Below are 24137 nucleotides of genomic sequence, written 5' to 3' on the forward strand. Positions count from 1 at the left end.
AAAATAAAAAGACCAACGAATTTTTTAATTCATTGATCATTTAAGAAAAATTTTATAGGTTTTGAAATTGACCTTTAGTATAAGTTCTAAGTACTAGTTCGCTTACAAACTAGCCGAATCCCTTAATTCTAACCCTATCAAGAAGCTCTATGCTCTAAACGCAGCTTATCAGCGACCATCGCGATAAACTCTGAATTTGTAGGTTTAGCCTTTGACATACTTACAGTGTAACCAAATAACGATGAAATGCTGTCGATATTCCCGCGTGACCAAGCTACTTCGATCGCGTGACGAATTGCACGTTCAACTCGGCTTGCTGTTGTATTGAATTTTTTAGCGATGTCTGGATATAGCACTTCGGTAATGGAACCAAGTAGTTCAATGTCGTTATAAACCATAGAAATCGCTTCACGCAGATATAAGTAACCTTTTATATGAGCTGGAACGCCAATTTCATGGATGATGCTTGTGATGTTAGTGTCTAAATTTCTTGATTTCCCTCCATTTTCAGAGGATCTATAGTTACTTGAACGGTTTAAAATAGGCGCTGCATTTCCACTTACTTGACGGATATGGCTTGCAAGGCCTTCCATATCAAATGGCTTTAAGATGAAATAAGCTGCTCCTAAGTCAACTGCCTTTTTTGTCACATCTTCTTGCCCAAATGCTGTTAGCATAATCACGTTGGGTTGTTTAGCTTTATCCATCGCTCTTAACTTCTCCAAGACTCCTAAGCCATCTAAATGCGGCATAATAATATCTAATACTAATACATCCGGATCTTTATCTTTCAACATGTTTAAGCACTCTTGACCGTTGTAAGCAACCCCAAGAATTTCCATGTCATCTTGAGTTGAAATATATTCCTCTAAAAGACCAACTAGCTCTCTATTATCGTCAACCACACATACTTTTATCTTTTTCAATCAGGTTTCCTCCTTAAGGCTTCTACCCATCCCATTTTTATATACTTTTATACTAACTTTACAATTCGACAAGGTAAAGATAATTCCTTTAATTCCTTCTAAAAAAACTTCAAAAAATTAGTATATCTTTTTAATTCTCCACTATACTCTTATTTTCGACTAAATACGATATAAAAGATAATACTCCATTTGGATTTGTCGAAAAATCTTGCTCTCTCTATTTTACAAAATTTTAAATTAAATGCAAAGAGAAAAAAGAAAAACTGTCAAGAAATTGATTCTTCTCGACAGTTTATTATTTTAACTTGCTTTTTGTTGTTTTTTGCTTTCATAGATATCAATACCCGCTTCACTTAACATCCACTCAATATGAACACCATAACCTGAAGTCGGATCGTTTACAAACACATGTGTAACCGCACCAATCATTTTGCCATTTTGCAAAATCGGGCTACCACTCATTCCTTGGATAATCCCACCAGTTTTTTCTAGTAAACGATCATCGGTAATTTTGATAACCATACCCTTTGTAGCAGGGAATTTCTGAGGTATGGTGCTGATTACCTCAACATCAAATTCCTCCACCTTATCGTTATCAACAACTGTTAGAATCTTTGCAGGTCCTTCTTTTACTTCATTTGATAATGCAATTGGAACAGCTTGGTTACTTATCCCATTATCCATTCCTTGATTTAGCTTACCGAAAATTCCAAAAGGACTATTTCTCGTGATGTTTCCAATAATCTCTTTGTCTCCAGAGAATCGTGCCAACTTTTCACCGGGATTTCCGTTGCTTCCCTTTTCAATTGATGTTACGGTGGAACGAACAATTTGTCCATCTTCAACAACGATTGGTTTCTTTGTATCCATATCTGAAATTACATGACCTAGTGCGCCGTATTTTTTGGAGACAGGATCATAAAAAGTCATTGTTCCAATTCCTGCAGCTGAGTCACGTATATAAAGGCCAATTCTATACGCACGGTCGTTTTCATCTTTAAGAGGAATTAATTTTGTTTTTATTTCTTTTTCATCTCTTGTTAAAACTAAGTCAAGAGGATCACCTGTTTTACCAGCGTTTTGAATAAAAGGTGTAACATCACTCATTTTTTCAATTTTCGTTCCATTAATTCTTGTAATAATATCACCAATTTGAACATTTGCTATTTCACCTGGGGATTGTTTTCCTTCAACTGTATTAATTTGATGGTGTCCAACCACCAGTACGCCAAGAGTATTCAGTTTTACCCCAATTGATTGTCCGCCGGGAATCACTTTAAAGTCAGGTAATACTTTTACATCTACTTTTTTAACGGGAAATCCAGCTAGATCGAAAACAACTTCTCCATCTCCAGCGTTTTCCCCTTGAATGTTTAATTGTTGCTCGTCCTTTTGGACGCTAAATGCTTCTTTTGTATTTGTTGTAAACGTGTTTGTAGGAATTGTTTCTGTTATACTCGTTTGTTGTGTTTCAAAAACTGTAATTGATCTTGGAATCGAAACGTAGTCTTTTAGTTGATCAACAAATCCTAAACTCAATAATGAAACAAGGAGAATACCACCTAAAATTTTTCTCATTTTGTCTATAGTCAAAAGTTTACACTCTCCTCGCTCCTAACCCACACCATATATATGGCTACATTCTTTAATTTTGCCTTTACCGAGCTCATTTATAACTTGAATAATTAGAAAAAGTTTAGGATATCTTGAAGAATGAGGTATAAACCAAAATTTCTCCTTCTTTTGGACAAATTTGTGAGTTGATTTAGGTAATTCTCTTCTTCTCTAGGGTAAAGTAGTAACTATCCTAGTATTGCCTAAATAAAAAACAAAAAGCCGCCAGGATTGGCAGCTTTCGTTATTATTTTGCACTGTGTGCAAGAGAGAGCAACTCTTTTGCATGTTCTTTTGATAATTCAGTAACTTCTACTCCGGCTATCATACGACCGATTTCTTTAATTTTTTCTTCTTCCTTTAGTACACGTACAGCTGTTGTCGTTCGGTCAGCTCTCGTATCTTTAGCAATGTACAAATGGGTGTCAGCCATTGCTGCTACTTGAGGAAGATGAGTAATACATAAAACTTGTGATCCCATCGAAACTCGGTAAATTTTCTCTGCGATCGCTTGTGCGACTCGTCCACTTACACCTGTATCGACCTCATCAAAAATGATCGATGTGATGCCCTGGTGTTGGGAAAAGATACTTTTCATCGCTAACATTATTCTGGATAATTCCCCACCAGAAGCGGTCTTGGAAAGTGATTTTAACGGCTCTCCAGGATTAGTTGATAAGAAAAATTCAACCGTATCAATACCATTTAGTTGATATTTAATGTCTTGTCCATTGAATGATTGTTGCTGTTTAACAGAAAAATTCACATCAAATGTGGTTTTTTCCATATAAAGTTCTTTTAATTCGCGGTGTATTTCTTTGATCAGCTGTTTTGAGCTATTTTTTCTAACACTTGATAAGTTCTTAGCTTCAAGTGCAAGGTCTTTTGTGATGGAATCAAGCTCGCTTTTCATTTTGTCTAAATGACTATCACGGTTTTGAATCGTATCAATTTCTTCTTCGATTTTTGCAGAATACGTTATTATGTCTTCTACGGTGTGCCCATATTTTCGTTTTAATTGATTCATTTCATTCAAACGACTTTCAATAAAGTTTAGTCGTTCCGGATCAAATTCTAATGAATCCAATTCATTTCGTAGCTGATAAGATAAGTCCTCAAGCAGATAATAACAATTTGAAATGCCTTCAGACATTCCTTTTAACGTGTCATTAATCTGCGATACATCTTCTAAAGCATTCATCGCATGTGCAACCCAGTCTAATCCTTTTTGTTCACCATGTAATGAATTGTACCCATTTTGAAGAGCCTCATACACCTTTTCATAATTAGAGATTTGATTCTTTTCTTCTTGAAGGATTTCATCTTCTTTTGGTTGAAGATTTGCCGACTCAATTTCGTCAAGTTGAAATTGGATAAGATCTAAGCGATGCGCCATTTCTTGTTCATTTTCAGAAAGCTGCTTAATCTTCTTTTTTTTGATTTCATATTGATGATAAATTTCCTTATACGCATGGTGTGCAGCTTGCACCTTTTGCCCACCATATTGATCAAGTAATGTTATGTGGTTTTCTTCGTTCATTAATTCTTGATTATCATGCTGTCCATGAATGTCAACAATGCTTTGACCCACTTCGCGGAGAATTGCGATTGTGACAAGCTTGCCATTAATACGGCATATACTCTTGCCATTCATCGAAATATCTCTTCTTAACACGATCATTCCATCACTTATATCAATCCCAAACTCTGTGCACTTTCTATAAACAGGATGCTTTGAATCATCCAGTAAAAAAAGCCCTTCAAGTTCAGCGCGTTTTTCTCCATAACGAACAAATTCTGAAGAACCTCTTCCACCTGCTAAAAGATGAATCGCATCAATAATAATTGATTTTCCTGCTCCTGTCTCTCCAGTTAAAACCGTTAACCCTTTTTCAAAAGAAACCGTTAGAGCTTCAATAATTGCAAAATTTTTAATTGATAATTCCGCTAACAAACAGAACCACCTCTACTTGTTTTCGTTTTTTTATACAACCAGAATTTATATATTTTCTTAACTTCGTTTGCGTTTCTGAATCCAGCTCCCGCGCCCCAACGACTAGTGGACTTCCCTACGATAAGTCAACATCGAATCGCTATCGCTCTTCGTGTTTCCTTTATCTCCGGCCTACAGGAAGTAGGTCAGAAAAGCGTTGCGACAGGACGTCGCGAACTTAGCCTTTCTTCCTCCTCCAGTCCATACGTCGCTCAACGGGGCGCCCCGCGCTTTTTGTGTTAAAGCATGTTTAAAAATCGATCGGTAATCGTACCTGTTTCTTCTGGGGTCCGACAAATAATAAGGATTGTGTCATCTCCACAAATCGTTCCTAAAATTTCATCCCAATCTAAATTGTCGATCAGAGCACCAATGGCATTGGCATTTCCAGGTAATGTTTTCATGACTAACATATTCCCTGCTGAATCAATTTTCACGAATGCATCCATCAATGAACGTTTTAATTTTTGAAGAGGATTAAAGCGCTGATCGGCTGGTAAGCTATATTTATAACGTCCGTCCATCATAGGGACTTTGACAAGATGTAGTTCTTTAATATCTCTAGAAACTGTCGCTTGTGTAACATTATAACCAATGTCTTTTAATAGATCGACAAGCTCGTCCTGTGTTTCAATTTCATTATTCGTAATCATTTCACGAATTTTTATATGTCTTTGCCCTTTGTTCATTTCGCACCCCTCAGAATTTGAAACTGCATGATCTATATGTATCTTTACCCCCTTAAGGAGAAAAATAAATACACCGTTCATATCAAATGATAAGCCCTCACCAAGCTAGATCTAATTGATTTCCCATACACCTTACATGTTAAATGAAAAGCAATAAAATGTACAGATTTTCTAGAGTTTGTGACAGTCTCAACTATATAAAAAAAGCGCAAGCGCCTTGGTCAGCCTTAGGCATAGCATAAGGCGATTCTAAATAGAAGGTGGTCTTTGCCTTCAATTTAGAATTGACTTATGACCTCGAGGCAGTCAAGAACGCGACGTCCTGTCGCATTGACTGCACTAGCACGTCCTGTGCGTCGGGGCTAGGCGCTGGAGGTGGACTTGCGAAATGCTTACTGTGTCTTAGAATTATATAAATTCTGATAGTTGAACAAAAAAATAGAGACTTAACACGCTGTAACGTGTCAAATCCCATTCTCTTTTAGCTTGTTTTCTTTTAATTGACTGTGTGCTTCATCTACAATTTGCTTTACTGTTTTAGGTAACTGGTTTTCACCGGATTCTTTTGGTCCCTCCCAAAAGAGATGAAGAAGAAACTCTATGTTTCCATCCCCACCTGTGATTGGAGAATATGAAAGATTTTTGCAGTCGTATCCTTCTTTTAAGGCAAATGTAAGCATTTCATCTAATACCATTTGATGGACTTTTGATTCTCGAACAATCCCCTTTTTCCCAACCAATCCTTTTCCCGCTTCAAACTGTGGTTTAACAAGTGCAACACAGTGACTGTTAGGAACTAATAAAGTTTTAAGAACAGGGAGAATTAACTTTAATGATATAAAGGATACATCAATGGAAGCAAATTCTGGCATACCTTCATGGAAGTCCGCAGGTGTTGAATATCTAAAGTTTGTTCGTTCCATCACGACTACACGCTCATCTTGACGCAATTTCCAAGCAAGTTGATTATAGCCAACATCAACTGCATAGGAAAGTTTTGCGCCATTTTGTAGAGCGCAATCTGTAAAACCACCTGTAGAGGATCCGATGTCAATCATTAATTTGTTTTTTACATCTAGATCAAAGCTTTTTAAAGCCTTTTCAAGCTTTAATCCACCTCGACTTACATATGGAAGCACTTTGCCCTTTACAGTTAAAACACTATCTCGGACTATCTTTTCACCTGGCTTGTCTAATCTCATTTCGTTTGAATAAACTAAACCTGCCATGATTGCACGTTTTGCTTTTTCTCTTGTTTCAAACAAACCATGCTCAACAAGTAATACATCTAATCTTTCTTTTTTTCCACTCATGAACCTAGAACCTTTTTCTTTTTCGCAGGAAGCATTGATAAAATACGTCCGCATACATGTTCTGTTGTTAGTTCAATCTCATTAAGTAGTTTTGATACGCTACCATGCTCAATGAATCGATCAGGAATACCCATTCTCTCAACGGTCGCGTGATGGTAACGATGGTCATGTGCATATTCAATCACTGCACTTCCGAAACCACCTTGTAGCACTGCTTCTTCTATTGTTAATACAGGGAGGTTATGCTCGAAAATCTCTGCAAGCATCACTTCGTCTAATGGCTTAATAAATCGAGCGTTTACAACTCTTATTGTTAAACCTTTACTAGCCAATTGTTCAGCCGCTTCTAGTGCCATTTCAATCGTTGTACCAAATGTGAGGATTACTGCATCTTTTCCTTCTTTTAATACTTCCCATGTGCCAATTGGAATGATTTTTAACTCCTTATCCATCGCCACACCTAAACCATTGCCTCGTGGATAACGCATCGCGATTGGCCCATCATCATAAGAAATCGCCGTGTTCACCATATGTTGTCCTTCGTTTTCATCTTTCGGCATCATTAAGACCATGTTTGGAAGATTGCGTAAGAAAGCGATATCGAATACACCTTGATGTGTTTCACCGTCAGCTCCAACTAAGCCAGCACGATCAATCCCAAAAAACACATTCAGGTTTTGACGACAAACGTCATGTACGACTTGATCATATGCTCTTTGTAGGAATGTTGAATAGATCGCTAAAAATGGCTTCATATCTTGAGTTGCTAGACCTGCCGCCATTGTTGTCGCATGCTGTTCAGCAATTCCAACATCATACATCCGCTCTGGAAACTCACTTGCAAAGCCCTCTAGCTTTGAACCAACTGGCATTGCCGGTGTAATCGCTACAATCCGTTCATCGGTACGTGCTAATCGTCGAACCGTTTCACTTACCAACTTACTCCAAGCTGGAGCAACTTCAGATGGTTTGAAAAAGTCACCTGTTTCAATTTTATAAGGTCCTGTTCCATGCCATGTGCCAATTGTATCTGTTTCTGCAGGGGAATAACCTTTTCCTTTTTTCGTAATCACGTGCAGAAGAACAGGGCCTTTTGTTTTCTTAGCGTATTGTAAATTTTCAAAAAGGTCGTCATAGTTGTGACCATCAACAGGTCCTAAATACGTAAAGCCTAGCTCTTCAAAGAAAATACCTGAAACAAGCATATACTTTAAGCTATCTTTTAATCGTTCAGCAGTAGCCGCTAGTTTACCACCGACTGCTGGAACTTTTTTAAGTAAGTACTCAAGCTCGTCTTTAACCCAATGATACTTACCAGCTGTTCGTAAACGACCTAATACATTATGAAGAGCTCCAACATTCGGGGCAATAGACATCTCGTTATCATTTAAAATGATAATCATATCTTTTTGTTCGTGACCAATATGATTTAATGCTTCAAGAGCCATACCGCCTGTTAGTGCACCATCACCAATGATCGGAAGGATGTGTTCTTTTGTTTTTTTGAGGTCGCGCGCAACGACCATTCCCATTGCAGCTGATAATGATGTTGAGCTATGACCTGTTTCCCAAACATCATGCTCACTTTCATTTCTTTTAGGAAACCCGCAAAGGCCTTGATATTGTCTAAGTGTATCAAATTCACATGCTCTGCCAGTTAATATTTTATGAACATACGATTGATGCCCTACATCCCAAATTAATTTGTCTTTTGGACTGTCAAATACTTTGTGAAGTGCAACTGTTAACTCAACAACACCTAAGTTTGGCCCAATATGACCACCCGTCACAGATAGCTTTTCAATTAAAAATTCACGGATATCGACACTTAATTTTTCTAGTTCATTATTAGATAAAGTTTTTAAAAACGCTGGGTCTTTAATGGATAGAAGATCCAAATGGATCACTCACTTTCAATTCAGTTTAATTCACTATATATTCCCTTTTTAATTTGTTCTTTCTATTTTAACGTAAAATTACTATTTTTGAAAACTTTTATTAGGCTACAGCCTTTTCTATACTTGTTTACGACAGATTAGTCATGCAAAAATTTAACATAAACGCAGATGTTTTACAATGTTTTAGGGGATTCTTAATTATTTCAGATAACAATGAGTTGCTCGTAACCCTGAAAAAATAGAATTCAAACTAAAAAACCGCTATCAGTAGATAACGGGGCTTTAGTGGTCTCTTTGGGCAACTAAGTCACATAATTCCTCTAATAAATGTGCCTTAATTGAGAGGTTATGAAGTTCTGATTTCGCAGCTTCAATATGTTGGACTAGCTTTTGCTTTGCACCATCCAGTGACAAAATTGCAGGGTAGGTTGTTTTTTCATTGTACGTATCTGAGCCCACTGGCTTGCCAATGACCTCTTCGTTGCCTTCAATATCTAAAATATCATCACGAATTTGAAAAGCAATCCCAAGATGATAAGAAAATAGTTGAAGTTTCTCAAGATCATCTTCAGGGGCGTTTGCTAAAATTGCACCCGAAACAACGCTATATCCAAGAAGCTTAGCCGTTTTGTTTTCATGAATATATTCTAGCTCTTTAAGGGATAGTTGCTTAGCTTCTCCCTCCATGTCGGCGACTTGGCCGCCAACCATGCCTTCTGGTCCTGCCGCTTTTACTAGCTCAGTCATTAATCTGACCTTAGTATTTGAATCAATGGTAGGTGTATTTGCAATTAGTTGAAAACTTTGGGTAAGCAAGCCATCCCCTGCTAAAACGGCCGTTGCTTCTCCGTAGACCTTGTGATTTGTCGGCTTCCCCCGTCTTAAATCATCATCATCCATACAAGGAAGATCATCGTGAATTAAGGAATATGTATGTACCATCTCAATTGCACAGGCAACTGCAACCCCGATGTTTTCGTTTTTATTATAATCATTCATTGTAGCAAGCACTAAAATTGGACGTAACCTTTTTCCACCCGCTTCAAGGGAATACAACATCGATTTTTTTAAGGTCTCAGGTGCTTTTAGTTCATGTATGTACGAAAGCAATTGTTCTTCAATAATTTTTTTTCTAGAAAGTAAAAAATCGATCAACATATCTTTCACGATTTTTCTTCCTCTTGAATGGTAAACGGCTTTAACACTCCGTCTTCACGCAAGATATAATCCATTTGCTTTTCTACATTTTGTAATTTATCATGACATAATTTTGAGAGTTTCATGCCTTCTTGAAAGTAATCAATTGCTTTTTCAAGAGGTACATCCCCTTCTTCAAGCTTTGCAACAATTTCTTCTAAGTTTTGCATGGCTTCTTCAAAAGTTACTTGTTTTTCCTTACTCATTTTACTCGCTCCTCTATTCCCCGTACTTGGCAGTCTAGATGTCCATCCTGCAGTTGAACCTTTAGTGAACCTCCTGGCTCAACTTGCTTAATACTTTTAATTAATTTTTCATCCTGATAAACGAGGCTATAGCCCCGATCCATCACCTTTAATGGACTTAATGCATTTAGTTTAGCAACTATCTCCTTAAAGTGCGAGTGTTTGTGTGCTAAAAGTACACTCATTTCTCGATTCATTTTGCTTTGAAGCTGCTCCTGTAATTGTCTTGATCTTTTAAGCTGATCTTTCGGATGCACTTGAAGCAATCGACTTTTCAGGTGAGTAAAGCGATCATTTTGTGAAGAAAGTGTACGCTTACCCAACTTGTTTAAGGAATCAACTAAAAAATCAAGTTGCTGTTCTTTTTGTTCATACAACTGCTTGGGATAACGAAATGCATAGGATTTCTGGTAGTGTGTTAACCGTTCTCTTTCACTTGTTGTTTTTTCTTGCATTGCGCGTATTAGACGAGTTTTTCGCGATGAAATTCTTTCGATTAATTCGGTAAAATGTGGAACTGACAATTCAGCTGCAGCAGTCGGCGTTGGGGCTCGAAGATCTGCTACAAAATCGGCAATAGTAAAGTCTGTTTCATGTCCAACCGCAGAGATAATCGGTACTTTTGAAGCAAAAATTTCTCTTGCAACGATTTCTTCATTAAAAGCCCACAGTTCTTCAATTGAGCCACCACCACGACCGACAATTAGGACGTCTAAATAGCCAAGATTATTCGCTGTTTTAATCGCACTTGCAACAGAAGCACCCGCTTGAATACCTTGAACAAGAGCTGGAAATAGAATGACTTTTACTATTGGATACCTACGGTTAATTGTCGTTATTATATCTCGGATTGCCGCACCAGTAGGAGACGTAATCACTCCTACAGTTTGAGGGAATTTTGGAATTTCCTTTTTATGGACAGAGTTAAAGAGCCCTTCCTTTTCAAGCTTTTTCTTCAATTCTTCATAAGCTAAATATAGGCTTCCGATTCCGTCGGGTTGCATTTCTTTTGCATAGATTTGATAGCCACCATTTTGTTCGTAAACTGAAATCTCTCCACGCAAAAGAACCTTCATTCCGTTTTCCGGCCTAAACTTAAGAGCTTTATTTGCTCCAGCAAACATAACTCCTTGAATTCTTGCGTTTTCATCCTTTAAGGTAAAATACATATGTCCACGGCTATGCATATTGAAATTCGAAAGTTCACCTTTTACCCAAATATCTGATAAATGGGGATCAACATCAAATTTTCGTTTAATATATTTTGTTAATGCAGTGACCGTTACATGCTTAATTTCGTTAGCGCTCATCTTTAAGGCTCCTTTCGGAGAAAATTCGGGACGTAATCTTCCGTAATAATTACTTAGACCCTTGCAAATTTTTCAACTGATTTTTAGCTGATTGAACGGTATTATGTGCTAGCATAGTTATCGTCATAGGTCCTACTCCACCTGGAACAGGTGTTATGAAGCTAGCTACTTCTTTCGCTTTTTCAAATTCAACGTCACCACATAGCTTACCGTTATCGAGGCGGTTAACTCCCACATCAATAACAACGGCGCCATTCTTAATGTCGTCGGCTTTAATGAAATCAGCTCGTCCAACAGCAGCAATCAAAATATCCGCTACCTTTGTAAACTCAGACAAATTAGCTGTTTTAGAATGACAGTAAGTAACGGTTGCATCTTCATTTAAAAGTAGTTGTCCAACCGGCTTACCTACAATATTACTTCTTCCAACAACAACAACGTGTTTGCCCTTTATTTCAGCACCAACAGATTTAATCATTTCTACAATTCCTGCAGGTGTGCAAGGTAAGAAGCTTTCTTGCCCTATCATCATTTTCCCAACATTTAACGGGTGAAATCCGTCTACATCTTTAAGTGGAGAGATTTCTTCAATGACAGCTTTTTCACTGATATGTTTAGGTAAAGGAAGTTGAACGAGTATTCCATGAAATTCAGAATTGTTGTTATAGGAATTAATTAGTTGGAGAAGTTCCTTTTCAGAATAATCTCCTGAAAAGTGTTCTAGTTTAAATCCAATCCCTATTTCCTCAGCAGCTTTTCGCTTCCCTTTAATATAAGAAAGTGATGCAGGACTATCCCCAACTAAAATGACAACTAGCTTTGGAGTCAACCCTTCAAGTTTTAATTGTTCCACTTCTTTAGCAAGTGCCTCTCTTTTTTGTTTTGCAATCTGTTTTCCATCGATAATCGTAGCTGTCATTTAAGACTCCTCCTCGGGGGCGTGGTTATTTTTCTAAATCATTTTTTATGTTGGATAGGACACCATTAACAAATTTGCTAGATTGGTCGTCTCCGAATTTTTTTGCCAATTCAATTGCTTCATCTAATGTCACACTTGATGGAATTTCTTGTTCATATTTCAGTTCATATGCTGACATACGTAAAATTCCTCGGTCAACATTTGCAAGTCGATCTATGGTCCAATTTACTAGATGTGGAATAATCAACATATCTAGCTCTTCTTGATATTGTATGGTACCGTAAACAAGCTTTTCCATGAACTCATCTGAGTCCTTCCCATCTAGTGCATGCTGGATTGCCTCATTCGGTTCGATTTCACTCACATCCACTTGAAATAGTGCCTGTAATGCTGTTTCTCTCGCTGTTCTTCGTTTCATTCTTTCTTACTCCTTCTTGTACCAATTATCTATGGAGGTACGAAAATATTATTGTCGAATGTCTTAAAAAGATCATATCATAAACTAATAGTAGATTCATGCTGAAAATGTAGTTTTTTTCGTAATTACCGAATAAAGAATAACAAACATTGAGGAACATTCGTATTTAATACAATTTTCAATTTAGTTCCTTTTACTAGTGTAGCTATTCGCTGATTTGCTATACAAAGGTGGAGTGAATAATAGGTTTATTCGAATAAAAGAAAAAAACCAAAGGGAGTTCCCTCTGGTCAACTATCTTCTAAACCTTACATTTCTTGGTCAATTTCTACTTCGTTCGTTTTTGTATCGAATTGAATGCCAACAACGTGGATATTTACTTCATTAATATCCAAGGCAGTCATGTTCAGTAGTGCTTGACGGATGTTGTCTTGAATTTTATGGGCAACTTTCGGAATAGAAACTCCAAAAATCATCACACAGTAAACGTCAATAATGATTCCGTCTTCTGATAATTCGACTTTAACGCCTTTTCCGTGATTTTTCTTTCCAAGACGCTCAACAACACCTGCTGCGAAGTTACCACGCATGGACGAAACACCTTCGATTTCAGAAGCTGCAATACCTGCAATCACTTCAATTACTTCTGGTGCAATTTCAACTTTACCTAGACCGTTTTCATCGTGATTCATTTCTAATACTTTAATATCTTTCAAGGTTTTAGCACCTCCAATTATTAGTTAAACGTACTTATTCCATAACCTTATACAATTCTAAAAACTTCGTGTTAAACTCACCGCTTACGAATTGTTCGTGGTTCAAAAGTTTAAGATGGAATGGAATCGTTGTTGAAATTCCTTCAATAACAAATTCACTTAAAGCACGTTTCATTCTAGCGATCGCTTCTTCTCTTGTCGCTCCGTATGTAATGAGCTTTGCGATCATTGAATCATAATATGGTGGGATCGAGTAACCGGGATATACCGCTGAGTCTACTCTAACACCTAGACCACCAGGCGGCAAGTACATTTGGATCTTACCAGGTGAAGGCATAAAATTCTTCTCAGGATTTTCCGCATTAATACGACATTCAATCGCCCAGCCATTAAAAACGACATCATCTTGACTAACGGATAACTTTTCGCCTGAAGCTACTTTGATCTGTTCTTTGATTAAATCAATCCCTGTGACCATTTCCGTTACTGGATGCTCAACTTGAATCCGTGTATTCATTTCCATAAAGTAGAATTTCTTCTGTCGATAATCATAGATGAACTCAACCGTTCCTGCACCCGTGTAGTTGACAGCTTGAGCCGCTTTCACGGCTGCATCACCCATTTGCTCACGAATTTTTTCGTCAAGAGCAGGTGAAGGTGTTTCTTCAAGTAACTTTTGAAGACGACGTTGGATTGTACAGTCACGCTCGCCCAAATGGATAACATTGCCGTGTGAATCTGCCATGACTTGAATTTCAACGTGGCGGAAATCTTCAATGTATTTTTCAATATACACACCTGGATTTCCAAATGCTGTAGCCGCTTCTTGTTGGGTAATTTGAATGCCTTTGATGAGTTCTTGCTCATCTTTTGCAACTCGAATCCCTTTTCCACCACCGCCAGCAGTCGCTTTTATGATGACCGGATAGCCCATTTCATTAGCAAGGGTTCTTCCTTCTTCTGTATCAGCGATAATCCCTCTAGATCCCGGTACAATAGGAACTCCAGCTAGTCTCATTGTTTCACGAGCAACATCCTTTGTTCCCATCTTCGAGATCGCTTCCGGACTTGGACCTACGAATATGATGTTGCATTCTTTACATAGTTCAGCGAAATCAGCGTTTTCAGCTAAAAATCCATAACCTGGATGAATTGCTTCACTGCCAGTTAATTTAGCGACACTAATAATATTCGTCATGTTTAAATAACTGTCTTTTGAAGCAGTTGGTCCGATACATAGCGCTTCATCAGCAAGTTGTACATGGAGTGCGTCACGATCGGCTTCTGAAAAAACCGCAACTGTTTCAATGTTAAGCTCTTTACAAGCACGAATAATACGTACCGCGATTTCTCCGCGATTTGCGATTAGTAATTTCTTTATCATGTTTTTGCTCCTAACCTAAGCTTTTACAAGGAATAATGGCTGACCATATTCAACTAACTGTCCATCTTGAGCTAAAACCTCAACGATTTCGCCTTTTATTTCGGCTTCAATTTCGTTGAAAAGCTTCATCGCTTCTACGATGCACACAACCGAATCATCATTAACCTTTGTTCCTTCTTTTACAAATGCTTCAGCTTCAGGTGATGATGCTGAATAAAATGTACCAACCATTGGGGAGGTGATTTTATGTAAATTGTCTGTATTTAGTTCTGATTTCACTTCTTCTTTTACAGCCTGATCTGTTTCTATTGCAGCTGGTGCTTGTGGGGCCCCAGAAACTGCCTGCTGTAAAACGGGTGCAACTGGCACAGATGATGATCCAACATTTCTCACCACTGTTTCAGATTCACCTGAGTGTTTTTTCATTTTTATTTTCGAGCCATCGTGCTCGAAGGAAAATTCATCAATACTTGATTGGTCAACTAATTTAATGATTTCTCTAATTTCTTGTATCTTCAACATCTACTTCGCACCCCTTAGTCATTGCTTCTAATTGAATAAGAAATCTTTATAATCTAGTACTAAAACTTAGTCCTATTCTTATATCTTACGACATTTGTTAGGTTGAATTCAACATTAATCTTAATTGGTATACGTTTGAGTTCTTTTAGTAAAATTCTAGTTACGTCCATTATAGAATAAATACGAAGAATAATAAAACGCTTTCAAATCTGTTCTAAGAACAAAAGCGCTGGAGCCGGATGCAGAAACGTTATCCACATTACAAGAATTTTATTATTTACTAAACAAACAAAAAAACTCCGCTGAGCAATGTCAGCGAAGTTTTTTGTTTGTATTATTCTGCTGGTTGAAATGATACTGCAATGTCTTCCATTGTGTTGATCTCGTTTCTTACGATGGAAATGATTTTGTTTGCAGATTCTGCGGTATGTTCCTGTGAAGATTTCACAGTAATTTTTACATTATCACCGTCTGCACGAACTAGCGCATCATCATAGCCTTCAGCCTTAATCAAGGTTTCTAGTATTCTCTCTCTTTTTGCTGCTATAGATAAATCTTTCATCTCATCGTATGCTTCATTTTTTTCAGTTGCAGCAATTTCACTATTTGCGACAATTGTCTCTAATTGATCTGTTCTTTCACTACGTGCATCCTCTAATTCCATACGAAGTGTTGCAAAAAGCTCATCGCTTGATACACTAGAGATTACCGTGCTGCCATCTTCAAATTCCTTAGCTTTTTCTTCGCCTTCTTTTGCGTCTTCTTCAGGCTGCTTTGCGTCTTTCTCATCTTCTACTGCTTTATCGTCCTCTACAGGTTTTTCTTCTTCAACAGGTTTCTCCTCGCCACCCTCACCTGTTGGCGTTGTATCTACATTTTCTTCATTTGTTGCTTCCTCATTTTCTGTCATCACAATTCCATTACTAGATCCACCGTCTGGGGATGTAACATAGTAGACCGATAATACAACAACTAAACTTAACATCGTTAATAACCAAACCGTTTGTTTTTTTAACATCATCTATAATCCTCCTTATTTTTTAGGTGCAACTTGCACTCTATGACTCGCAACACCTAGTACTCTTGTAACTGATTCCACAATGGTTTTCTTTATATGAATGTTGTCTGCACCCTTGGCTACTACTAAAACTCCTCTTACTTCCGGTTTTTTCACCTGAAGAATAATTGGTGTTTCTTTTTCACCTTCACGGATGACGACAACTTGTTCGTCTGTTGATGTATCGTCCACTTTCCGTTTACCACCTTCACGGTCCGTTTCTTCTGTGCCTTGAGTTTGGGAGACACGATTCTTTTCAAGTACCTTAAGCGAAGTCGCGTCAACATTTACAACGACGGTTACATCATCTACTCCAAGGATGGCCTCTAAAGCTTCTTTAAGCTGCTTCTCGTATTCGGCTTCGTAATCAGAGATTGAGCCTTTTTCACCGTCTGCGGCTGTTGACTTGAATACCTCTGTTTCCTTTTCAGCTTCTGTGGTTGCTGTTGTAGGAAGTACCGAATTCGCACCCTCCTCAGGGTAAAAGAGATTGCTAATCAACATAAAAGCAACTCCTAGGACAAGCACAATGAGAAAATAATGATATTTTGATGGTTTCTTGGAATCTCCTTGGCTCAACAAGTCTTTTAGTTTTTGAATGAGAGATTGTTTATTACTCATCTAATCACTCCCTCCCCCCTTCCAAATGAACAGTAATTGTTTCTGCCTCTACCTCCCAAATGTTTGCTAGATAGGCCGCAATCTCTTCTGCTTCTGTTTTTTGTGTATCTTTTTTTGGTACAGGGTTCTTTGATGCGTCGATTTCTACCATTTGAACCGTTTCCAATGCTGCTTCCTCTGGTTTATGCTGCAGGGTAACTTCTATGTGATCTGGTTGACTTTGAGAGTTAATTTGAGTATCCTGCTCTGAAAATGTTGGGAGGATTTGACTTATTGTTACATCGTAGTTTTGCACCAGCTCCTTTTCTGCTTGCTTTTCCATTTGGACAGCCATGTAGTTTAAAATATATGCACGCTGTGAGGCTTGTATTTCTTTTTTTTGCAAATCGATTAAATTTTTTCCTTCATCTTCATTGTAAGAGGATTCTAGCTGGATTTCTGCTAGCAATTGATCCATATCTGTTGAAAAAAGTTTAAAGATTGGATTGATGATGACAACAATGAGTAGTAAGCTAATCACCACTTTTGCGTATTTTTGCATTGTAGAGTTAGGCAATAATAAATCGATGACAACTGCTAGTAAAATAAACAAGATGATATTGGTGATCCAATCGGTCAAAATAGACATTGTGACTCCCCCTTAACGCACCATCATGGTCAGATTTCCTGCTGCGATAATGACCGTCAAGCTTAGAAAGAACATCAGTGAGACGATTGCTAGCGCGGCAAAGATGTATATCACACTTTTACTGATAATATCTAAACATGTGATGACTGGACCGCCGCCTAGTGGTTGGAGAATCGCGGCCGCTAATTTATAGATGAGCGCTATCGATAATATCTTAATAGCCGGAAAAGCTGCGATGACAAGGAGTATGGCAACTCCTAGTACACCAACCGTGTTTTTCAAAAGCATTGATGCGCTGATCACGGTGTCAGCGGCATCTGTAAACATTCTTCCTAGCACGGGAATAAAGTTTCCAGTCACAAACTTTGCAGTTCGAATTGCTATTCCATCCGAGACAGCAGCTGCAGCACCTTGTACTGAAATAACGCCTAAAAAGATTGTTAAGAATGCTCCAAGCAGTCCGATGCTAATGTTTCTTAGCAACTGAGCAAGCTGCGTCACCTTGTATTGATCTGTTAACGTGCTGACAATGTTTAAGAGAGCCGCTAAAAAGAGTAGAGGCAAGACGATATTTTGAATTAGTAATCCACTTGTGTTCATTAAGAAGAGTATCACTGGATGGAAAAATGCTGCTGAAACGAGTCCACCTGAGGATGCCATTAAAGCCAAAAGAAGAGGAACTAACGCAAGGATGAAATTGGTCATGTTATGGATCGCTTCATTTGTATATTGGATCGCGACATGAAAGCTATTCAATGCAATAATAATCAACACCATATAAACGAGTGCATACGCCACTTTACTTACGGTACTTTGACTAAATGCATTTTGTAATGTCTGCAACAACATACTAAAAATAGTCAATAAAATAAGTGTTCCAAGTAATTTACCGTTTGCAAGCAATTCATGAAACAAAAATTTAAGCAACGCCTTCATCCATTCGCTAAAAGAGAGCTCTTTTTCACCGTTTAAAAATTCGACTAGGCTTCCTTTTTGACTTTCTGGCAAAAAACCGCCGTATTCAGTCGTTAAATTTTCCCAATATTGTTTAATTTCTTCGACTCCCAACCGTTCAACTTGTTCGCTGGCAAACTCGCTTTGATCAGGAGGAGCGGGAGGTGGAGTAGCTTGTACAATGCTTGGAAAAGAAAAAAATAGGACGAGAAATAGTGTAATCAGTAGCGTCCGCATTCACTCACCCCTTTATGAGCTACTTTCGTTTAGGATCCTGGTATCATTCCGAGAACCGTTTCAATAATGACAGTTAAGATCGGAATAGCCATGGTCAAAATAAGGATTTTCCCACCCAATTCAATTTTAGAAGCAATTGCTCCTTGACCAGCATCTTTGGTAATTTGTGCGCCAAACTCTGCAATGTAAGCAATTCCAATAATCTTTAAAATGGTTTCGACGTAAATCGCATTAACATTGGCATTCAAGGCGATTTTTTCTACCATATGGATAATTTCATAAACTTGATCAACTAAAAATAGAAAGATCACGCAACCTACAAACACGACTAACATAAAGGCAAAGGTTGGCTTTTGCTCTTTAACGATGAGTGCTAGAAACGTTGCGATAAGTCCGAGACCGACAATTTGAATGATTTCCATCGCTTTTAGCCCACCCCCTTTTTAAATACGAGATCTACTATACCTATTGGCGGGTTTGTAAAATTTACTTCGTTAACCTTGGAAAAGGAAAACGGCCTTTATTTTCTTGAACAAATCATCGACAATTGAAGCGACCATAAACAAAATATAAATAAACCCAAGCAGTGTCACCCATTGTGCGTATTCTTTTTTTCCCATTTGATCTAAAATTGTATGAAGAAATGCAACCACAATTCCAATTCCAGCAATTTGGAATATCGTGTTTATATCAACACCCATTGCTCTTACTCCCCCTGCCCGCTACATCAATAAAATGACTAGTAATAATCCAGATAGAAATCCAAGGCTTTTAACCATTCGTTCATATCGATTTTGGCGATCAACTGCATCTGTTTCTTCTCTTTCTAGATGTGTGAGTGTTAGTTTGATATGTTTTTGTTGTGAAACGCGATCATGCTGACCCAATGTTTCACCAAACTGCTTGAGCACTTCGAGTTCGCCTTGTTTAAACGCAGTTAACTTCCAGACCTCTTGTAAACTTTCATCCCAAGCAACTTTGACACTTGTATGTCCTTTAACAAGTCTTTTGGCAAACGAATCGAAAAAACAAGATAGTGGCTTTGGCATTTGTTTTGCAATATTCTCCGCTGCTAGAGTAAGAGGAGTATGTGCATACATAATTTCTGCTTCTAGTGATTGCAATGCAACCTTAAGCTGCCGAAGCTGTCGCGTTCGTTCACTCAAATGCTTCGCGGCTTCAAAGCCTGCCCATGTTGTGGCAACTAAAATAAATACCGCACCAAATAATTTAATCATGTGGTCACGCTTCTTTCATTTAGTAAAGTGTTGCCCTCACGATCGATGATTTGGTGAACAGTACCTGGGCCATTTTTTCTAGAAAGCTCAATAAACCGATCAAAAACCTTTAGTTTTATTAAGGGTTGTAAGGACGGCCTTTTTATTAATTCTTCAGCGGTATAGCCGTGTACGGTAACAAATAGCTGAACTCCCGCATGAACAGCCTCAAGAATTGCTTCCGTATCATCTATCCTACCGATCTCATCCACGATAAGTACATCCGGACTCATCGAACGAATCATCATCATCATACCCTCTGCTTTCGGACAGGCATCTAATACATCCACTCGCTCTCCAAGCTGATGCTGAGCCACTCCTCTCACACATCCAGCAATCTCTGAGCGCTCGTCCACAATCCCTACCTTTTTTGATTCAATTGTTCGATAACCCGTGCTAATTAATCTAGCAAAATCACGAAGTAATGTCGTTTTACCTGTTTGTGGTGGGCCAACAAGTAACGTGTTCAACCACTTTTTGTTGTATAAATATGGTACATAAGCTTCGGCAATTCCAATTTTTTCTCTTGCCACCCGAATATTAAAGGACGTAACATCACGAATTGCCTTCACTTGTCCATTTTCGGTAATAACTCGACCGGATAAGCCGACGCGATGTCCTCCATTTATCGTGATAAATCCTCTTTTCAACTCTTCTTCCATTGTATAAATGGAGTAATGACTCACCTCGTTAAGCAAAGTCATGCTATCTTCATACGTCGTAATATATGGAAGAAATATTGGTTTTCCCATGATGATCACTTCGACCCTTTTTAAAATACGAATCCGAATTTCCTCAATTCGTTCAATGCTGGCAGGATGAAGATTCATAAGGTGCTCTTTAATAGATTCCGGAAGCATATCAATAATTTCATTCACATTCGCTTCCTCCTATTTAGCTCTTTGGTTACTCTAGAAGTGTATGCATGCTTGGACACATTATGACTTAAAAATATGCCGTATTCAGAGGATCTTCCTTAAGAAATAGAGAGCTATTTGTAAATACCCAACAAAATAAAAAACACTCCGAGTCCAATAAAGAGTAACTTGGCATACGATAATTGATCAGCAATCTGAAAAATGCCAATCGTCATCGTCAAAATAAAAATAATCGGCCCAACAATGGCTAGCAGTGAATTAATCATCACAGCCTTTTTGACATCATTAAAAACAAGCATTAAGATTGCCGCTGTCAGCTCAATTGATGCCGAAAAAAAACGCAAACCTGCCATTGTCATAACTGTAGAATCAATACCAGAAAAAAATCGTCTCATTTTGCTCTCTCCTCGTGAAGTGGGTTTGTACACTTTATGCGGGAGAGTAGGGATTTAGTCAGAAAAATAGAGAAAAGACTTGTCTTTAGTTAGGGACAAGTCTTTTCTCTATCAATAAAAAGAAGAGGATCTTTGCTGGTCGAAAAAAGGCTAATTGCTCGACTTGCTGCAAATTATAAAGTAGTTTTTTTGATCGTTTTGTAATATTGCGAGGATTTTAGGATGATATTGCCGACTTTTTAAAAAATTACTTCATCAAATTCTTAAAACGAAGCCTGCAAGTTAAACTTAGGATACAGTTAAACTTTTCTATAAGCGAAAACTCAAGTTCTATAAGTCAGTTTACTGGTTCTATAAGCCAATTCGGCCTTTCTATAAGCCAATCGACATTTAACGACAAATTTAGACTAACCCACTCTCACTTTCCGAAAAAAAACCTCCCAATTATGAGAGGTTTTTAAAACGTATTATGCGCGAGAAACATAACTAGAGTCCGTCGTGTTAATGATTAATTTATCACCTTGGTTAATAAAGAATGGAACATTGACAATTAATCCAGTCTCTAATTTAGCTGTTTTTGTTCCACCTGAAGAAGTGTCACCTTTAATACCAGGCTCTGTTTCAGCAACTTCTAAAACAACGGAGTTAGGTAGTTCTACTCCTAATGTTTCGGTTTGATACATCATGATCGTTACTTCCATATTTTCTTTTAAAAATTTCAATTCGTATTCAATTGAATTTTCGTTAAGCTCGATTTGATCGTAAGAAGATGTATCCATAAATACATGCTGATCGCCGCTTGCATATAAATATTGCATTTTGCGCGTTTCGATTTGTGCTTTTCCTACTTTTTCTCCAGCACGAAATGTTTTTTCTTGAATAGCTCCTGTACGAAGGTTACGCAATTTAGAGCGAACGAAAGCTGCTCCTTTTCCAGGCTTAACATGTTGGAAATCCATTACACGCCAAATGCCGTTATCTACTTCAATTGTAAGTCCTGTGCGAAAATCATTTACTGAAACCATTTAAAATTTCCTCCTATAGATGATTGCAGGACTTAAATCCCCCTACAATCTTTAAGCATTTCATGAATTTTATGTAGTACGCTTTAGAGACTCACTCTCATAAGATAATGAGTTCTTTCGATGAGTGAGAAAGGGATTCATTTCCATCAGATGTAATGACTGTGTCATCTTCAATTCTCACACCACCCAGTCCTGCAACGTAAATACCAGGTTCAACTGTAACAACCATACCTGGCTGCAAAATGGTATCCGATTTGAAGGATAAAGCTGGCCCCTCATGAACTTCCATTCCTAAGCCATGCCCTGTTGAGTGTCCAAACTGTTCACCATATCCGTGTTCAGAAATGTAGTCTCTGGTTAGTGCGTCTGCTTCTTTACCAGTCATGCCAGGTCTAATCCCAGCCATACCACGAAGCTGTGCTTCAAGAACAATTGAATAAATATTCTTTAATTCATCCTTTGGTTCTCCAACAGCAAATGTTCTGGTTATATCTGAACAATATCCTTTATAGTATGCGCCAAAATCGAGCGTTACAAAGTCGCCTTTTTCAATTTCCTTGTCACTTGCCACACCATGAGGCAATGCAGAACGATAGCCTGATGCAACGATGATATCGAATGATGAAGATGCAGCACCATTTTTACGCATGAAAAACTCAAGCTCATTAGCAACTTCGATTTCTTTTAATCCCGGCTTTACATAGGTTAAGATGTGCTTAAATGCAGCGTCAGCAATCTCCGTTGCTTCCTTTAATATCTTAATCTCTGAAGGTGACTTAATCAAGCGTAACTTTTCCACCGCACCAGATACGGGAACGAATTCAGCGTCTTTCAACACATTCTGATAGCTTGAGTACGTGCCATATGTAAGGTGGTCTTGTTCAAACCCTAACTTTTTAATACCTAATTTTGAAACTTGATTTGCAACTTCTTCGACGATCGGACCAGTATGCTGAACAATTTCAAATCCATCTACCTGTTTTGCAGCCTGTTCCATGTAACGGAAATCTGTAATAAAAACTGCTTGCGATTCTGAAATAACCACAACACCTGCTGAGCCAGTGAATCCTGTTATGTAACGACGATTGTACTCGCTTGTAATTAAAATCCCATCAATATCTAACTCTTTAAATCTGTCGCGCATTTTATCTAATTTCATTTTTGAGTTCCCCCTCTTAGTTCCTTTAGTGCTAGAATGGCCAATCTATAGCCTTGAAATCCTAATCCAACAATTTGCCCAACCGTTGCAGCCGCTGTTACGGATTCACTTCGAAAGCTTTCTCTTTTATGAACATTTGAAATATGTACTTCAATGACTGGAGTGGTAACGCTAACAATTGCATCTCGAATCGCATAGCTATAATGAGTAAAAGCCCCTGGATTCATTACAATTCCATGAAATTGGTTCTCAGATTCATGAATCGCATCGATAATGTCTCCTTCATGATTTGACTGAAAACATGTCAGTTCTACTTTTTGTGTTTCCGCAAAATTTATTAGCTCTTGTTCCAACTCTGTTAATGACTTCGTGCCATAAACTTCAGGTTCACGTAAGCCTAATCGATTTAAATTCGGGCCATTTATTACAAGAATTTTCATTTTTTTCTCCCCTAACTATCACGTTCTTAAGTGGCAGTAACTCCCCTTGGTCGAACTGTCTCTAAAAACCTGATAAGTTCTACTAACCATCAGATGACCACTTATGGAAGTTTCACTAATCACGTTCTTAAGTGGCAGTAACTCCTTCGGTCGAACTGTCTCTAAAAACCTGATAAGTTCTACTAACCATCAGATGACCACTTATAGAAGTTTCTCTAATCACGTTCTTAAGTGGCAGTAACTCCTTCGGTCGAACTGTCTCTAAAAACCTGATAAGTTCTACTAACCATCAGATGACCACTTATAGAAGTTTCTCTAATCA

Annotated in this window: 26 protein-coding genes; all 26 read right to left on the reverse strand. The window is 38.0% G+C overall.

Going from position 1 to position 24137, the window contains the following annotated elements; genetic code table 11:
* Positions 1-137 precede the first annotated feature (137 nt).
* The 26 genes from spo0A to aroQ all read right to left on the reverse strand — a co-directional run bounded on the left by spo0A (position 138) and on the right by aroQ (position 23815).
* Positions 138-926: a sporulation transcription factor Spo0A gene (gene spo0A / locus ACFFIX_RS00235; protein ID WP_378929239.1), complete on the reverse strand. Its 789-nt coding sequence runs from the start codon at positions 924-926 to the stop codon at positions 138-140.
* A gap of 300 nt (positions 927-1226) precedes the next feature.
* Complete coding sequence (gene spoIVB / locus ACFFIX_RS00240) at positions 1227-2504, reverse strand: SpoIVB peptidase (protein WP_378929241.1); 1278 nt, start codon at positions 2502-2504, stop codon at positions 1227-1229.
* A 283-nt stretch (positions 2505-2787) separates the two neighbouring features.
* Positions 2788-4494: a DNA repair protein RecN gene (gene recN, locus ACFFIX_RS00245; protein WP_378929243.1), complete on the reverse strand. Its 1707-nt coding sequence runs from the start codon at positions 4492-4494 to the stop codon at positions 2788-2790.
* Between the two features lie 278 nt (positions 4495-4772).
* Positions 4773-5222, reverse strand: a complete 450-nt coding sequence (ahrC, locus tag ACFFIX_RS00250) for a transcriptional regulator AhrC/ArgR (RefSeq protein WP_378929244.1) — start codon at positions 5220-5222, stop codon at positions 4773-4775.
* A 464-nt stretch (positions 5223-5686) separates the two neighbouring features.
* Positions 5687-6535 (reverse strand): TlyA family RNA methyltransferase, encoded by an 849-nt coding sequence (locus ACFFIX_RS00255; RefSeq protein WP_378929246.1) that lies wholly within the window; start codon positions 6533-6535, stop codon positions 5687-5689.
* Complete coding sequence (gene dxs, locus ACFFIX_RS00260; protein ID WP_378930324.1) at positions 6532-8433, reverse strand: 1-deoxy-D-xylulose-5-phosphate synthase; 1902 nt, start codon at positions 8431-8433, stop codon at positions 6532-6534. Before dxs ends, ACFFIX_RS00255 begins: the two co-directional genes overlap by 4 nt.
* 282 nt (positions 8434-8715) lie before the next feature.
* The gene (locus ACFFIX_RS00265; RefSeq protein ID WP_378929248.1) at positions 8716-9600 is read right to left on the reverse strand and encodes a polyprenyl synthetase family protein; all 885 of its coding nucleotides are present in this window, start codon (positions 9598-9600) and stop codon (positions 8716-8718) included.
* The gene (locus ACFFIX_RS00270; RefSeq protein WP_378929250.1) at positions 9597-9836 is read right to left on the reverse strand and encodes an exodeoxyribonuclease VII small subunit; all 240 of its coding nucleotides are present in this window, start codon (positions 9834-9836) and stop codon (positions 9597-9599) included. The genes ACFFIX_RS00265 and ACFFIX_RS00270 overlap by 4 nt, the downstream gene beginning before the upstream one ends.
* The gene (xseA, locus tag ACFFIX_RS00275; protein ID WP_378929252.1) at positions 9833-11185 is read right to left on the reverse strand and encodes an exodeoxyribonuclease VII large subunit; all 1353 of its coding nucleotides are present in this window, start codon (positions 11183-11185) and stop codon (positions 9833-9835) included. The genes ACFFIX_RS00270 and xseA overlap by 4 nt, the downstream gene beginning before the upstream one ends.
* A 49-nt stretch (positions 11186-11234) precedes the next feature.
* A complete protein-coding gene (locus ACFFIX_RS00280; RefSeq protein ID WP_378929254.1) occupies positions 11235-12104 on the reverse strand; it encodes a bifunctional 5,10-methylenetetrahydrofolate dehydrogenase/5,10-methenyltetrahydrofolate cyclohydrolase in 870 nt (289 codons plus the stop codon).
* Between the two features lie 25 nt (positions 12105-12129).
* Positions 12130-12522, reverse strand: coding sequence for a transcription antitermination factor NusB (gene nusB / locus ACFFIX_RS00285; RefSeq protein WP_378929256.1), 393 nt, complete (start codon positions 12520-12522; stop codon positions 12130-12132).
* Between the two features lie 308 nt (positions 12523-12830).
* Complete coding sequence (locus ACFFIX_RS00290; RefSeq protein ID WP_378930327.1) at positions 12831-13214, reverse strand: Asp23/Gls24 family envelope stress response protein; 384 nt, start codon at positions 13212-13214, stop codon at positions 12831-12833.
* Positions 13215-13272: 58 nt separating this feature from the next.
* A complete protein-coding gene (gene accC / locus ACFFIX_RS00295; RefSeq protein ID WP_378929258.1) occupies positions 13273-14622 on the reverse strand; it encodes an acetyl-CoA carboxylase biotin carboxylase subunit in 1350 nt (449 codons plus the stop codon).
* A 15-nt stretch (positions 14623-14637) separates the two neighbouring features.
* The gene (gene accB / locus ACFFIX_RS00300; protein ID WP_378929261.1) at positions 14638-15144 is read right to left on the reverse strand and encodes an acetyl-CoA carboxylase biotin carboxyl carrier protein; all 507 of its coding nucleotides are present in this window, start codon (positions 15142-15144) and stop codon (positions 14638-14640) included.
* 334 nt (positions 15145-15478) lie between these two features.
* On the reverse strand, positions 15479-16162 hold the full coding sequence (locus tag ACFFIX_RS00305; protein ID WP_378929263.1) for a SpoIIIAH-like family protein: 684 nt from the start codon (positions 16160-16162) through the stop codon (positions 15479-15481).
* 15 nt (positions 16163-16177) lie between these two features.
* Positions 16178-16822 (reverse strand): stage III sporulation protein AG, encoded by a 645-nt coding sequence (spoIIIAG, locus tag ACFFIX_RS00310; protein WP_378929266.1) that lies wholly within the window; start codon positions 16820-16822, stop codon positions 16178-16180.
* A 4-nt stretch (positions 16823-16826) separates the two neighbouring features.
* Complete coding sequence (gene spoIIIAF / locus ACFFIX_RS00315; protein ID WP_378929268.1) at positions 16827-17450, reverse strand: stage III sporulation protein AF; 624 nt, start codon at positions 17448-17450, stop codon at positions 16827-16829.
* Between the two features lie 12 nt (positions 17451-17462).
* On the reverse strand, positions 17463-18641 hold the full coding sequence (gene spoIIIAE / locus ACFFIX_RS00320; protein WP_378929271.1) for a stage III sporulation protein AE: 1179 nt from the start codon (positions 18639-18641) through the stop codon (positions 17463-17465).
* Between the two features lie 29 nt (positions 18642-18670).
* A complete protein-coding gene (spoIIIAD, locus tag ACFFIX_RS00325; protein ID WP_378929273.1) occupies positions 18671-19063 on the reverse strand; it encodes a stage III sporulation protein AD in 393 nt (130 codons plus the stop codon).
* A 72-nt stretch (positions 19064-19135) separates the two neighbouring features.
* The gene (gene spoIIIAC, locus ACFFIX_RS00330) at positions 19136-19342 is read right to left on the reverse strand and encodes a stage III sporulation protein AC (protein ID WP_378929276.1); all 207 of its coding nucleotides are present in this window, start codon (positions 19340-19342) and stop codon (positions 19136-19138) included.
* Positions 19343-19363: 21 nt separating this feature from the next.
* The gene (spoIIIAB, locus tag ACFFIX_RS00335) at positions 19364-19879 is read right to left on the reverse strand and encodes a stage III sporulation protein SpoIIIAB (protein ID WP_378929278.1); all 516 of its coding nucleotides are present in this window, start codon (positions 19877-19879) and stop codon (positions 19364-19366) included.
* Positions 19876-20796, reverse strand: a complete 921-nt coding sequence (spoIIIAA, locus tag ACFFIX_RS00340) for a stage III sporulation protein AA (protein WP_378929281.1) — start codon at positions 20794-20796, stop codon at positions 19876-19878. The genes spoIIIAB and spoIIIAA overlap by 4 nt, the downstream gene beginning before the upstream one ends.
* Positions 20797-20909: 113 nt before the next feature.
* Positions 20910-21191 carry a YqhV family protein gene (locus ACFFIX_RS00345; RefSeq protein ID WP_378929284.1) on the reverse strand — a complete coding sequence of 94 codons (282 nt, stop codon included), beginning with the start codon at positions 21189-21191 and terminating at the stop codon, positions 20910-20912.
* A 467-nt stretch (positions 21192-21658) separates the two neighbouring features.
* Positions 21659-22216 carry an elongation factor P gene (gene efp, locus ACFFIX_RS00350; protein WP_378929287.1) on the reverse strand — a complete coding sequence of 186 codons (558 nt, stop codon included), beginning with the start codon at positions 22214-22216 and terminating at the stop codon, positions 21659-21661.
* Positions 22217-22313: 97 nt separating this feature from the next.
* Positions 22314-23375, reverse strand: a complete 1062-nt coding sequence (locus ACFFIX_RS00355) for a M24 family metallopeptidase (protein WP_378929289.1) — start codon at positions 23373-23375, stop codon at positions 22314-22316.
* Positions 23372-23815, reverse strand: a complete 444-nt coding sequence (aroQ, locus tag ACFFIX_RS00360) for a type II 3-dehydroquinate dehydratase (RefSeq protein WP_378929292.1) — start codon at positions 23813-23815, stop codon at positions 23372-23374. Before aroQ ends, ACFFIX_RS00355 begins: the two co-directional genes overlap by 4 nt.
* Between the last annotated feature and the right edge of the window lie 322 nt (positions 23816-24137).

The organism is Metabacillus herbersteinensis, assembly GCF_042433335.1.
GTDB lineage: Bacteria > Bacillota > Bacilli > Bacillales > Bacillaceae > Metabacillus > Metabacillus herbersteinensis.